Below are 12,339 nucleotides of genomic sequence, written 5' to 3'. Positions count from 1 at the left end.
CCAGTATTTATCGTGCTTTAGAGCTGCTGGCTGCCATGTTGAGACGGTAGCTTTGCTAACAAAAGCTGAACACAGTTAATGTCAATTGTGCAAGACCGCACTGGGACCGGCTTTATGCTAACGTTAAAATATTAGCATAAAGTGCCAGGTCCTTTATGTTTGCTATTTTTGAGAGGTTTTGTGGGAATTGGTCTACGGGTAAGACGAGACGGTAGGTTTGCTGGCAGTTAAAAATGCATACTGTTTAACGTTAGGAAATAAGTGATATGCTATAATGATATTGTACGATGTTTTGGTTTATATTTCTTTTGGGGGAATTTGAAATGGCTAATCTTGTAAATCTACAAAGAATTTCATTAAAGAATCATCCTGAGATTAAAGAGGATCTTATTCAAAAGTTTATTTTTGAACATCCTGAGTCATTGGGATTGGGAGAACTTACACCGATTCAAAGAGAAAAAATACAACCATTAGGTGGGCGGTTAGATATTTTGATGGGAAATGTAGATAATGATGCTCGATATGAAATCGAAATTCAGCTTGGAGCTACTGACCCAAGTCATATCATTAGAACAATTGAGTACTGGGATACAGAGAAGAAGAGATATCCTCAGTATGATCATTGCGCAGTTATTGTTGCTGAGGAGATAACAGGTAGATTTATGAATGTAATTAGCCTGTTTAATGGTAATATTCCGCTAATAGCTTTGCAGCTGTCAGCATATAAGGTTGGGGATGACATATCCTTAGCTTTTACAAAAGTCATGGATCGTGTCACCCTTGGGACTGACGAAGAAGATGAATATGAGGTAACTGACAGAAACTATTGGGAAAACCGAAGCACTAAGAAAATAATGAAAGATGTAGATGATATTTTTAATGCTTTGGAAAAATACACTTCTGGTTATGAGCTGAAATACAATAAATTTTATGTAGGGTTAGCAAAGAATGGAGTAGCTAAGAATTTTATATCATTTAAACCCAAGAAATCGTTTTTACACTTGTTTTTTAAGACGAATGAGAATCCTGAATTGTCTGCTAAAATTGAGGATGCAGGATTAGACGTTACATATGAAAGTAGATGGAAACAATACCGAGTCAAACTTAGTGGATTCTCCGATTATAAGAAACATGAGGCACTTATACAAGAATGCGTCCAAGTGGCTATGGATTATTTTAATATCTCGGAAATATGACGATAATGCCCCTGACCAATGGTCAGGGGCTATTTTTTAGATTAAATACGGTAGAGAATCAAGAATGTTATTAGCTGAACTACGATAGTAATCATCATTTTTGCTTTTGTTTGCTTTAAGGCTAAGGATGATGAGAAGGAATAATTGTCTTGGAATCAGTATGTTTAAACAGGTCGAAATCGACCTGTTTATAATCTGAATGATCCTAACCCCATCGAATTCGAGGGGGTTAAAAGAAGTGAGGAGCAATATGGAAAAAGGAAACAAATCAAGAAATGTATCTGTAATTAAGGATGCAGATGGAAACAGCATTGTCATGATAAATGACATTATCTTTAAGGGTAAGCGAAGCCTGAACTGGGAAGATGTCGAACAGTATCTTAAAGATTATGTGGGAGAGTTTTACTCAATAGCAGAGGATGGAGAAATCATATATATTGGGACAACTCTTCTAGGGGAATATGCCGGATCTGTTTATACCAAGAAGCTGAAAGGTGCGGTTGCTAAAGCTAAGGCAAATGCTGCACAGGGAATACCGGAAATGATTGAAATAGCTACGAATGGGGTGTTTGAAGAAAACAGGAAGAAAAAGCATGGCCGTGATGCTAAGAATGGATGGTATAGGTATGATACTCGTTTTGGATTACCAATCTATGGTGAAGATGATGAAATCACTGGATACAATATTTTTCACGCCAGACTATTGATAAGACATGCAGGCAGTGGGAAGAAATATCTATATGATGTTATGGAAATAAAAAAAGAAACGAGCAAGTCCTGTCAGGCCGAAGCCCTACCCAGTGAAAACCCATTTCTTGATTCTTATCTTAAATAGGTTTGTTACAGTTGTCAACAGAAAAATGGAGGGAGATGACAATTTATGACAAAGACTAAGAAAACTAAGTGTTACATATATACAAGAGTATCCACCGCTATTCAGGTTGATGGATACTCTCTGGAAGCTCGGAAAGAGAAAATCAGAAAGTATGCGGAATACCAGGATATGGAAATTGCAGGCGAGTATTCTGATGAAGGATTCTCCGGCAAGAACATAAAGGGCAGGCATGAATTTCAGAGAATGCTTAATGATATCGAAGATTGCAAGGACGGGGTAAAATACGTCCTTGTTTTCAAGTTGTCGAGATTTGGAAGAAATGCTGCGGATATTCTTAATTCATTGCAGCTTATGCGATGGCTTATGCGCTATTGGCTAATATTGCTCAGGTAAAAAGAAAGAACGGTATAGAGTTACGTGAAAATTATAATAAGCCAAAGTCAGATGATAGTAGACAACCGGGAATTACACCAGAGAAAGAGAAGGCTATCACAGAAGCGCTTAAGCATTTTAAGATGATTTGACGAAAGAGAGGCATTCTTTTATAGAGTGCCTCTTAAATTTTGCTCGGGAATACTTGGTTGTAGCTATTGTGTATGTTGGAAAGCCCTGCTATGCTATGATTATTTAGTGCGCGATTTATAATGGTGAAAGGTGAGCAGTATGGAACTTCGAAAGATTAACTTACAAGATGTAGAAGCACAGTGGGAGTATACAACGAATTTACCGGAAGACGAGAATGGTTTAACCAATTCTTATCGTGGAGTTTCTTTTGATGAGTATAAAGAAAAAGTTCTTCCTAAGCAGATTTCTCATGAAAACCCGGTCGATATGCCTGACTGGTTTGTACCTGAAACCTATTACTACTTATGGGATGAAGATAAACTAATTGGTGAGTTTAGGATAAGACATCACCTTACCGACGCTCTTCGTGAAGGCGCGGGTCACATAGGATATAGCATTTCAAAGGAGTATCGTGGCAAGGGATATGGAACGGAAGGGCTTAGATTAACTCTTTTAAAGGCAAAAGAGATCGTGCCTGAAGATGAAATCTACCTGCGCGTCAACAAGGATAATATCGCATCCCAAAAGGTAATGCTAAATAACGGAGCCTATAAGGTTGGCGAAGATGATGAGCATTTATTTATGAGGATTTTGAAAAGATAAGATTTGAAATGCCATGGATTGTTGAGTTTGAGTTTGATGCTGATAAAAAATGTGTTGAGATAAATAAATACAATGTAAGGAAAATAGCTAGCGGCGAATAATTGCATGGAGATAAATGTTAGACTTGAAACAGAAAAAGACTATAGAAGAGTAGAGGAAATAACGAGAGCTGCCTTCGGGTATCCTGACAGAGTCCAGCGGGGACAGATTGGTTGTCCCTATGAGCATTGGATGGTCCATGAATTGCGACACCGTGATGGGATTATGGCACTCAGTTTGGTTGCGGAACTGGACGATGAGACGATTGTCGGGCATATTATTTGTAGCAACGCAGTTGTGAGAAAGGAAGATATGTCTCTTCCAGTCCTTGACTTTGGCCCACTGAGCGTATTACCTGAATATCAGCGGAAAGGCGTGGGAGGAACGCTTATCAGGGCTATGATAGAACGGGCAAAACAATTTCCATATTCACATAATCCCCAGAAAAAGAGATGATGGAATAGATGCGTGGCCAAAATTTGAAGGGGCGAAGGAAGATATTCAAGCTGTATTCGACAAGGTAAGGGTTAAGGGATAAATGAGACTATATTTGGCAAAGCCTGATTTGGTATATTTTGATCAGTTCAACGAGATGATGAAAGAATGGTGTGATAGCGGAACACAGATTGCGCCATGGTTTTTGGATAAGCCCTTTGACTCCACAGAAGAATTCGAAAAGCATATAAGAATGCTTGATAACTGCGAGCATGGAATCGTCGATGAAAGGTTCAGTGCTACAACTTCGTTTTTTGTAATCGATGAGAGCGGAAGATTAGTAGGGGCAGCGAGTTTAAGACATTATTTGACATGTGAAGGCTTAAATACTTGGGGACATATCGGATATGGAATCCGTCCATGTGAGCGAAGAAAAGGATATGCAACTGAAGTACTTAAGATGGTGCTTGAAGAGGCAAAAGCAAAGAAAATTTACAAAGTATTACTTGGGGTTCACGAAAGCAATACTGCTTCATGGAAAACCATAGAAAAATGCGGTGGGATACTAGAAAACACAGTTACTATAGATGGTGATGATGAGCCGATTCGCAGGTATTGGATATAATCATTGATTTATAAGCATTGGGTAGGGGAAAATATGACTGATTTTTCAACGATTGCTGAAAAATTCGAGCCTATCTTCGAAGTTCCAATGAAGGACGAATAGATGTATGGGTTAATTTTTAAAATTCCGGCTTGTTTAGAATAATGACAAAATATTAGTAAAACTGGCCTCTATCCAGTTCATTGTGGGATAAAGGCCGATTATTTTTGTTATGAAATTACTTGTGTTTTTTCTTGTTTTTCTTAGAATTTATCCAATATACGAAGGTGAGCATGATGCAATAATATCCGAAGAGGAGTTTATGTTAGCCAAATCAAAGAGAGAAAGAACAGGCTTTAAGCATGAAAAGACACATAGCCTAGATCATGAGCATATTCTTTCCGGAATTCTGAAATGTCCTGTCTGTGGTGGAGCCATGTATGCAAATGTGAACAGGAAAAAGAAGCAAGATGGAACTTATTACAGAGACTTTTTCTACTATGCATGTAAGCATAGAATCAGAATTGATGGACACCATTGTGATTATCATAGACAATGGGGACAGGATAGAGTAAATGCGGCTGTGGAAGAAACAATAAAGAAAATGGTTAATAATCCAAAGTTTAAAGCTGCCATCAGGGATAAGATTGGTGCTAAAGTTGATACCACTGAGCTTGAAAAAGAACGCTCTGATTTTAGAAAACAACTCCAGCAGGTGTTGGGAGAAATCCCGATGCCGGCAGGCTTTTTTGTTTACGGAAAAAAATTTTGACTATTATAATAAACATGACATATAGTTGTCGTGTTGACTTTAATAAGATACATATGGGGCGTGAGAGAAATGAAGATAGACAGGCTGATTGTATAACGAGTTATGATCTGAAAAAGCTGGATGAAATGTATGCGTACTATGCTGATAAAGGCTGCGAAGTATTGCCGCTTGAAGAGTGCATGAGAAAAAGGAGGCTTGACGTCATGAGGTTGGACGGTTTTGGATTATTGGCTGAGGATATGGGAAAGATGATCCGATTTTACAGGGATGTGCTTGGATTTGAGATCAAGGAGGCGGAGGATGCATCCAATGTATATCTTGTAAAAGACGGGACGCTGTTTCTATTGTACGGCAGGAAAGATTTTGAAAAGATGACTAACCGCCGGTATGAGTATGTGCGGGGCCTGAATGGACATTCGGAAATTGCTCTTTATGTAGATACCTTTGATGAGGTCGATGCTGCGTTCAAGAATGCAATTGAAAATGGGGCAACGCCGGTATTGGAGCCTGAGTTGGAGCCTTGGGGACAGAGGACCTGCTATATCGCTGATCCGGAAGGAAATCTGATTGAGATCGGTTCCTGGAATAAACCTTTTGAAGATAAGGATGCGGGGAGGTAAGCTGCGGTGGCGTTTGATTTCAAGAAGGAATATAAAAAGTTTTACATGCCAAAGAATAAGCCTGACATTGTAACGGTACCAAGCATGAATTATATCGCAGTACGAGGATCAGGAGATCCGAATCAAGAAGATGGAGAGTATAAGCAGGCTATCGGATTGCTGTATGGGATTGCCTTTACAATTAAGATGAGCAAGAAGAGCGATCATCGGATTGAGGGTTATTTCGATTATGTTGTTCCGCCGCTGGAAGGATTCTGGTGGCAAGATGGCGTGGACGGAATTGACTATGCGCACAAGGAAAAATTCCATTGGATATCTGTGATCCGCCTTCCGGATTTTGTGACTGATGAAGATTTCCGGTGGGCTGTAGATGAGGCGACTAAAAAGAAAAAGATGGATTTTTCCAAGGTAGAATTTTTGAAAGTCGAGGAAGGACTTTGCGTCCAGTGTATGCATATCGGTTCTTATGATGATGAGCCTGCTACGGTGTCTATGATGCATGAGTTCATGGAACAGCAGGGGTATGAACTGGATATTACGGATAAGCGGCTGCATCATGAGATTTATTTGAGCGATGCCAGAAAGGTTGCTCCGGAGAAGCTGAAGACTGTGATCAGGCATCCGATTAAGGCAAAGGGGTATTAAACACATGGAATACATTAGGGTAAAGGCATAACATATACTTCAACTCATGGGGATTACACGGCTTGTCAGTTAATCTGCGATGGAGGAGAAATTAAGGCGGTTATCGATTCCTCTTCGGCAGGTTGTATTCCTGCAGTATGGGAGATTATGAGGTCATATATCCAATCAGGTGGAGTAAGCAGAAACGGATCATATTTTGATGTTGGGGATTTTTCTTTATATGTAAAAGAGTACGTGAAATACTCGCCGCTTACTGAAAGAGATTTGGAGGTAATGCCTTATATATATCTTTTTCAACTTGCTCAAAGCAGTTACGGATATAAAGAGTATCTGGTTACAAAAACAGAAAACAAAGAAGCACTGCTTGACTTTGGGTTTTGGCGGACTGATATTTGCAGAGAGATATACAAAAAAGCATCTGATATATCAGCGGCATTATTACAAGGAGAACGCAAACATGGAAATTTGGGATGCATATGATGCAAAGCTAAATAAGATAGATGAGACATCACTGATTCGCGGCGAAGAGATACCTGATGGGATGTTTCATCTTTGTTGTGAGATTATAGTAAGACACAAGGATGGTACATATCTGTTAATGCAGCGTGATGAAAGAAAACACTTTGGAGGAATGTGGGAAGCAACCGCTGGAGGCTCTGCTTTGCAGGGAGAAGATCCAATGACTTGTGCCCAAAGAGAGTTACTTGAAGAAACCGGTATTTCTTCCGACGAATTAGTTGAAATTGGACGAGTACTGCATCATGGGCATAAGACATATTATGTAGATTACCTGTGCGTTACAGATATCGATAAAAACAGCGTAGTTTTACAGGATGGAGAAACTTCTGCTTATAAGTGGGTTACTGCAAGCGAATTACGAAAAATGTCCAGAGATGAGTTGGCTACGCAAAGGCAAATTAGTTTTATTGAGGAATTACACTAACAGACTGGAGCAGGAATAGGTTAAACTATGGAGTTAGACTGATTCATAGGGAAATGGGGATTATAAAATGACAGAAGAAGCTAGAAAACGAGCTATTGAGAAGGCACTATTATATTCTAAGCATGAGTGGTATGCATCAGAGAAAAATGTAATGCATGGTATCGACAAAAATGGGAGATATGTAGATACGCCGGATATTACATGGCGAGGTGAAGAATTCGATTGTGGTTGGTGGAAGCCGGGACAGCTGAATGTAGGAATTCCCTATGGATGGGGGAATGCTTCATCATTGGAAGAGTTTGACCTGGGGATTGTTGAAGGTAAGTACGCTGGAAATGTACCGGAAGATACATCACGATATGGAAGTCGTGAATGTGTGGGTGTAGATTGCTCGGGGCTTGTAACAGTATGTTGGGAACTACCAAAGAAAATACGGGCTAGAGATATTCCCGAAATTGCAGATTTAATAGATATAAAGGATATTAGACAGGGTGATGTCTTTGCGATATCTTCGCATGTCATGTTGTTTAAGGAATTCATTAATAAAGATAAGTGTAAAGTTAGAATTATAGATTCAACCAGAAGTATTGGCAAGGTGTCTCAAAGAGAATTTTTATTAGAAGATTTGCTTTGTCAAGGATATCGCGCATATAGGAAAAGATAGAATTTTTTTAGATAATACATTCATAATAATGGATTTTTATAATTTTGGTATGTACTAAAAATGTACATACCTTTTTTGTTTTAAGTTTAAATTCTTAATATCTGTTCTGTCTGGAATTAATATCTGCACGGTAATTTGGTTAACATAACGAATGAAACCCAAAATTCTTTGTGTAATAAGTTCACAAAATTTTAATGTTCGATTAGTGCAAGTATACAATACATACAATGAATAGCAATTTTTTGGTTGACTTTAGTAATAAATGTGCATAATATATTAACAAAGTTAATACATTAACAACGGAAACAAATTAATGGGGGCGTTAGTGAATTGGATAACAATCCGATAGTCAATAACAGCGATATGAATGAAGCTCACAGAGCGCAGTTATTGAAGATTATTCATCAAAAGGAATTACAAAACGAAATATGTTCCAGGGCAGAGCTTGCGAAAATGACGGGACTCACCCAGGCATCCATAACCAAGATAGTTGCATCTCTTATTGAGAGTGGAATTGTGTTAGAGACGGGTATTATCAAGGGGAGCGGAAACAGGCGTGCGATCGGACTTAAGCTTAATTCTGAGAAGAACTGTGTGATTGGGGTCAAGTTTTCAAGATATATGTACACAGTTGGTTTGTTTGATATATCAGGTAAGTTCTACAAACAGACTGAAGTCGAGTTTGACATTACGGATGATCCGAAGATAGTTCTTAAGGATATGAAGAAGCTGATCCGTGAGTATCTTGATAAAAACGAGAACGTTGTGGCAATAGGAATGGCGGTTCCGGGGCCTTATCTTAAAAATGAAGGGCACATAGCTGTTGTGTCACACATGATGTCGTGGCACGATGTAAATTTCCTTAAGGAATTTGAGAATGAATTCGATAAGCCATTTTTCATAGAACAGGATGCAAACGCCGGAGCCATGGCAGAGTGGTGGTTTGGTAATCATAAAAAGCCCATGAATACACTTGCATACTTCCTAATGGGAGAGGGTGTAGGTTCCGGAATAGTTGAGAATGAGAAGCTTTTATTTGGAAAACAGGGTGCAGCAAGTGAGGTTGGACATATTAGTATAGACTATCGCGGACCCAGATGTGAATGTGGCAATTACGGATGCCTTGAGCTTTACTGCTCTACACGGGTAATGCTTGCAAGAGCAAAGGAAGCTTTGCCATCAATTTTTACTGATAAAAAGCACAATAGAATTGATGATTACGATGTGATATTCGAGGCTGCAAGAAAAGGCGATGGCGTCATACTCGATATCATGAAGGAAATGGCCCAGTACATAGCCTATGGCTGCGTTACCTTAATAAATGCATATAATCCCGACATCATAGTAATAGGCGATGTCATTTCGAAAGCGGGTGATATTTTATTACCGCATATAAAAAGAATAGTTGAGGAGAGAACCATTCCTGAGCTGTTTTCACAGGTCGACATTATGATGTCCGAATTAAGTGTTGACCCTACACTTTATGGAGCAGCAGCGATTGCTACTGACAGAGTACTGGGGAAACCCAGTGAATATCTTACGGCAAAATAATTCAGGATATGAATTCCTGATATTTTAGCGATATAAGGGGAGGTTAAAGGCGGCAATGAAAGAAAATCCTTTAATTCTTGAAATGCGAGGAATTACAAAGGTGTTTCCCGGGGTTAAGGCACTTTCAGATGTAACACTCGAAGTCAAAAGAGACTCAATTCACTCGATATGTGGTGAAAATGGTGCCGGTAAATCCACGCTGATGAAGGTATTGTCCGGTGTATATCCTTATGGGACATATAGTGGTCAGATCATCTTTGACGGGCGGGAGATGAAATTCCGTAATATCAAGGAATCCGAGCAGACAGGAATTGCAATTATTCATCAGGAACTTACGATGATTCCGGAATTGTCAATCACAGAGAATATTTTCATGGGAAATGAGCTGACAAATGGCGGACTTATCGACTGGACAGAGCAGCGAAGAAGGACAGTGGAGCTTCTTGACAAGGTAGGGCTGAATATCAGTCCTGATACGCTTATTAAGAACCTGGGTGTAGGACAGCAGCAGCTTGTTGAGATAGCGAAGGCACTTTCCAAAAATGTTAAGCTTCTCATACTTGATGAGCCTACATCAGCTCTTAATGAGGATGATTCGGCCAATCTTCTTGAACTCATGAGAGGTCTTAAGGAGAAGGGCATCACCTGTATCATGATATCTCACAAACTTAATGAGATTGCGGCGATATCTGATGCGGTTACGGTTATCCGTGACGGACAAACTGTTGAAAGCTATGAAGTAGTAGCCGGACAGGTGGATGAGAACAAGATCATCAGGTCGATGGTAGGTCGTTCGATTGAAAACAGATATCCGGAGCATAAGTCCAATCCGGGAGAGGTCATTTTCGAAGTATCAAACTGGAATATTGAGGATCCTGCAGTCAAGGACAGGATGGTCTGCAAAAACTCTTCATTTTATGTACGCTCAGGTGAAGTCGTAGGATTTGCGGGACTCATGGGAGCAGGAAGAACAGAGCTCATGCGTTCAATTTTCGGGCAAAACTACGGAATCTATAAATCAGGAACAATCAAAATAAAGGGAAAGAAAGTTAAGCTGAAAACCGTTCAGGCGGCCATAAAGCATGGAATAGCTTATGTGCCTGAGGATCGTAAGAATCTGGGACTTAACCTTTTGGACAGCATCAGAAAAACCATAGTTTCAGCCAACATGGACAAGATTCTGACAAACGGACTTCTGGATTCGACAAAAGAGCTTAAGGCATCTGAGGAGTACAGAAAGGCGCTTCGAATCAAATGCAAGGACGTAGGAGTTGGAGTAAGCACTTTATCAGGTGGTAATCAGCAGAAGGTAGTTCTATCAAAATGGATGTTTACAGAGCCGGATGTGCTGATACTTGATGAGCCTACAAGAGGTATTGACGTAGGTGCAAAATATGAGATTTACAAGCTGATACATGAACTTGCCGATCAGGGGAAGGCAGTCATAATGGTTTCTTCAGAACTTCCTGAGCTATTAGGGGTAGCAGACAGGATATATACAATTTTTGAAGGAGCTATCACAGGGGAACTGAGAGCTGAGGAAGCTGATCAGGAAGCACTAATGAAGCGAATGACAGTTACATCCGCTTAACAACAAATAGGGAAGAGGTTTAAAGTCATGAAATATATTAAGCAGGTTTTAGGGGAAGACCTTCGTCAGTACACCATGGTTCTGGCACTGGCTGTGCTGATTGTTGTATTCAATGTTATATCTGATGGAAGAATGCTCACTTCTTCCAATTTCCAGAATCTTTTATCAGGTAATGCTTACGTCCTTATTCTGGCGCTTGGCATGCTGATGGTTATCGTAATAGGTCAGATTGATCTGTCAGTTGGTAGTGTTGCCGGTTTCTCAGGAATGGTAATGGCTAAGGTAGCAAGTGAATTAAATCTCCCTTGGTATCTGGCAGTGCTCATTGCACTTGCAATCGGAGCACTTGTTGGTGCCTGGAACGGTTTTTTCCTTGCAAAGCTCGGTATTCCGGGATTCATCACAACACTGGGAAGTATGATGATGTTCAGAGGCGCAGTTATCTGGATATCTCAGTCCATCTCAGTTCCCGCACCTGAAGAACTCAGATTTTTCGGAGCAGGCTACATGCCTGAGTGGGGACCTAAATTCACAGGAATGAATAACTCAACTCTTGTTTTGGGAATAATCGGTATTATCGCTCTTATAATCGTTGAAGTCAGAAAGTACAAAAATTCCGGACAGATCGCCGGTGCAAAGCAGCCTTTATGGGTTGTAGTAGCAAGAATAGTTCTGATTTCTCTGATAATTGCTTACTTTACCTGGCTCTATGGAACAGGAAGAGAGGGAACTTCCTTCCCGATACCGGGACTGATTCTCCTTATTCTTGTTATCGTTTATCACATTATTACACAGAAGACCAGATTTGGTCGTCACATCTATGCAGTAGGTGGAAATAAGAGTGCAGCAGCTCTTTCAGGTGTAAATGTGAGCCGCACATATTTCCTTACAATGATGAACATGTCCATGCTTGCAGCAGTTGCCGGAATTCTTTTCGTAGGAAGATCTACAGCAGCAGGTCCTGCTGATGGTAACCAGTGGGAGATGGACGCTATTGCATCAGTATTCATCGGCGGTGCAGCTGTTTCAGGTGGTGTTGGAACCATCATTGCAACCATGGTCGGTGGTATGGTTATGGCAGTTCTTAACAACGGACTTATGCTCATGGGTGTAGGTGCTGATAAGACACAGGTTATAAAAGGCCTTGTCCTTCTTATTGCCGTAGCATTTGATGTTTACAACAAGAAGGTAGGAAAAGCGTCTATTATAGGAAGACTCTTCCCTTCAAAGGAAGCAGCAAAGAACTGAGGATAAACAGGAATCTGTAAATTTGTAAG

General features: G+C 40.1%; 13 protein-coding genes and 2 pseudogenes. All 15 read left to right on the top strand.

The window, feature by feature from the left end:
• The first annotated feature begins 323 nt into the window (after positions 1-323).
• The 15 genes and pseudogenes from G596_RS0110765 (at position 324) to G596_RS21820 (ending at position 12,310) form a co-directional block, all read left to right on the top strand.
• Entirely contained in the window at positions 324-1,196 is an 873-nt protein-coding gene (locus G596_RS0110765) for a hypothetical protein (protein ID WP_022761853.1), read from the top strand.
• A gap of 250 nt (positions 1,197-1,446) precedes the next feature.
• Positions 1,447-2,031, top strand: a complete 585-nt coding sequence (locus tag G596_RS21835) for a hypothetical protein (protein ID WP_022761852.1) — start codon at positions 1,447-1,449, stop codon at positions 2,029-2,031.
• A 45-nt stretch (positions 2,032-2,076) separates the two neighbouring features.
• Positions 2,077-2,388, top strand: a pseudogene (locus G596_RS0110755) (recombinase family protein); the annotation flags it as partial.
• 306 nt (positions 2,389-2,694) lie between these two features.
• Positions 2,695-3,198: a GNAT family N-acetyltransferase gene (locus tag G596_RS0110750; protein WP_022761850.1), complete on the top strand. Its 504-nt coding sequence runs from the start codon at positions 2,695-2,697 to the stop codon at positions 3,196-3,198.
• 105 nt (positions 3,199-3,303) lie between these two features.
• A complete protein-coding gene (locus tag G596_RS21830; RefSeq protein ID WP_022761848.1) occupies positions 3,304-3,693 on the top strand; it encodes a GNAT family N-acetyltransferase in 390 nt (129 codons plus the stop codon).
• An 82-nt stretch (positions 3,694-3,775) separates the two neighbouring features.
• On the top strand, positions 3,776-4,297 hold the full coding sequence (locus G596_RS21825) for a GNAT family N-acetyltransferase (protein ID WP_044928442.1): 522 nt from the start codon (positions 3,776-3,778) through the stop codon (positions 4,295-4,297).
• Between the two features lie 325 nt (positions 4,298-4,622).
• A pseudogene (locus G596_RS0110730) lies at positions 4,623-5,000 on the top strand (zinc ribbon domain-containing protein); the annotation flags it as partial.
• Positions 5,001-5,251: 251 nt separating this feature from the next.
• Entirely contained in the window at positions 5,252-5,668 is a 417-nt protein-coding gene (locus G596_RS0110725) for a VOC family protein (RefSeq protein WP_026671297.1), read from the top strand.
• Positions 5,669-5,674: 6 nt separating this feature from the next.
• Positions 5,675-6,313 (top strand): GyrI-like domain-containing protein, encoded by a 639-nt coding sequence (locus tag G596_RS0110720; protein WP_022761844.1) that lies wholly within the window; start codon positions 5,675-5,677, stop codon positions 6,311-6,313.
• A 147-nt stretch (positions 6,314-6,460) separates the two neighbouring features.
• The gene (locus tag G596_RS0110715) at positions 6,461-6,793 is read left to right on the top strand and encodes a hypothetical protein (RefSeq protein ID WP_022761843.1); all 333 of its coding nucleotides are present in this window, start codon (positions 6,461-6,463) and stop codon (positions 6,791-6,793) included.
• Positions 6,771-7,256: an NUDIX hydrolase gene (locus G596_RS0110710; protein WP_022761842.1), complete on the top strand. Its 486-nt coding sequence runs from the start codon at positions 6,771-6,773 to the stop codon at positions 7,254-7,256. The genes G596_RS0110715 and G596_RS0110710 overlap by 23 nt, the downstream gene beginning before the upstream one ends.
• 67 nt (positions 7,257-7,323) lie before the next feature.
• On the top strand, positions 7,324-7,920 hold the full coding sequence (locus G596_RS0110705; protein WP_022761841.1) for a hypothetical protein: 597 nt from the start codon (positions 7,324-7,326) through the stop codon (positions 7,918-7,920).
• Between the two features lie 330 nt (positions 7,921-8,250).
• Positions 8,251-9,471 carry an ROK family transcriptional regulator gene (locus G596_RS0110700; RefSeq protein ID WP_022761840.1) on the top strand — a complete coding sequence of 407 codons (1,221 nt, stop codon included), beginning with the start codon at positions 8,251-8,253 and terminating at the stop codon, positions 9,469-9,471.
• A gap of 55 nt (positions 9,472-9,526) precedes the next feature.
• Positions 9,527-11,062 (top strand): sugar ABC transporter ATP-binding protein, encoded by a 1,536-nt coding sequence (locus G596_RS0110695; protein WP_022761839.1) that lies wholly within the window; start codon positions 9,527-9,529, stop codon positions 11,060-11,062.
• A 27-nt stretch (positions 11,063-11,089) separates the two neighbouring features.
• The gene (locus G596_RS21820) at positions 11,090-12,310 is read left to right on the top strand and encodes a sugar ABC transporter permease (protein WP_022761838.1); all 1,221 of its coding nucleotides are present in this window, start codon (positions 11,090-11,092) and stop codon (positions 12,308-12,310) included.
• Positions 12,311-12,339: the final 29 nt, after the last annotated feature.

Origin of the sequence: Butyrivibrio sp. AD3002 (genome assembly GCF_000420905.1) — a bacterium.
Classification (GTDB): Bacteria; Bacillota; Clostridia; order Lachnospirales; family Lachnospiraceae; genus Butyrivibrio.
The sequence above is the reverse complement of the archived record's forward strand: the minus strand, read 5'-3'. Positions and strand labels throughout refer to the sequence as shown.

Coding starts and splice junctions, on each gene's coding strand:
- G596_RS0110765 (WP_022761853.1), top strand. CDS start 324: ATGGCTAATCTTGTAAATCTACAAAGAATTTCATTAAAGAATCATCCT.
- G596_RS21835 (WP_022761852.1), top strand. CDS start 1,447: ATGGAAAAAGGAAACAAATCAAGAAATGTATCTGTAATTAAGGATGCA.
- G596_RS0110750 (WP_022761850.1), top strand. CDS start 2,695: ATGGAACTTCGAAAGATTAACTTACAAGATGTAGAAGCACAGTGGGAG.
- G596_RS21830 (WP_022761848.1), top strand. CDS start 3,304: ATGGAGATAAATGTTAGACTTGAAACAGAAAAAGACTATAGAAGAGTA.
- G596_RS21825 (WP_044928442.1), top strand. CDS start 3,776: ATGAGACTATATTTGGCAAAGCCTGATTTGGTATATTTTGATCAGTTC.
- G596_RS0110725 (WP_026671297.1), top strand. CDS start 5,252: ATGAGGTTGGACGGTTTTGGATTATTGGCTGAGGATATGGGAAAGATG.
- G596_RS0110715 (WP_022761843.1), top strand. CDS start 6,461: ATGAGGTCATATATCCAATCAGGTGGAGTAAGCAGAAACGGATCATAT.
- G596_RS0110710 (WP_022761842.1), top strand. CDS start 6,771: ATGGAAATTTGGGATGCATATGATGCAAAGCTAAATAAGATAGATGAG.
- G596_RS0110705 (WP_022761841.1), top strand. CDS start 7,324: ATGACAGAAGAAGCTAGAAAACGAGCTATTGAGAAGGCACTATTATAT.
- G596_RS0110695 (WP_022761839.1), top strand. CDS start 9,527: ATGAAAGAAAATCCTTTAATTCTTGAAATGCGAGGAATTACAAAGGTG.
- G596_RS21820 (WP_022761838.1), top strand. CDS start 11,090: ATGAAATATATTAAGCAGGTTTTAGGGGAAGACCTTCGTCAGTACACC.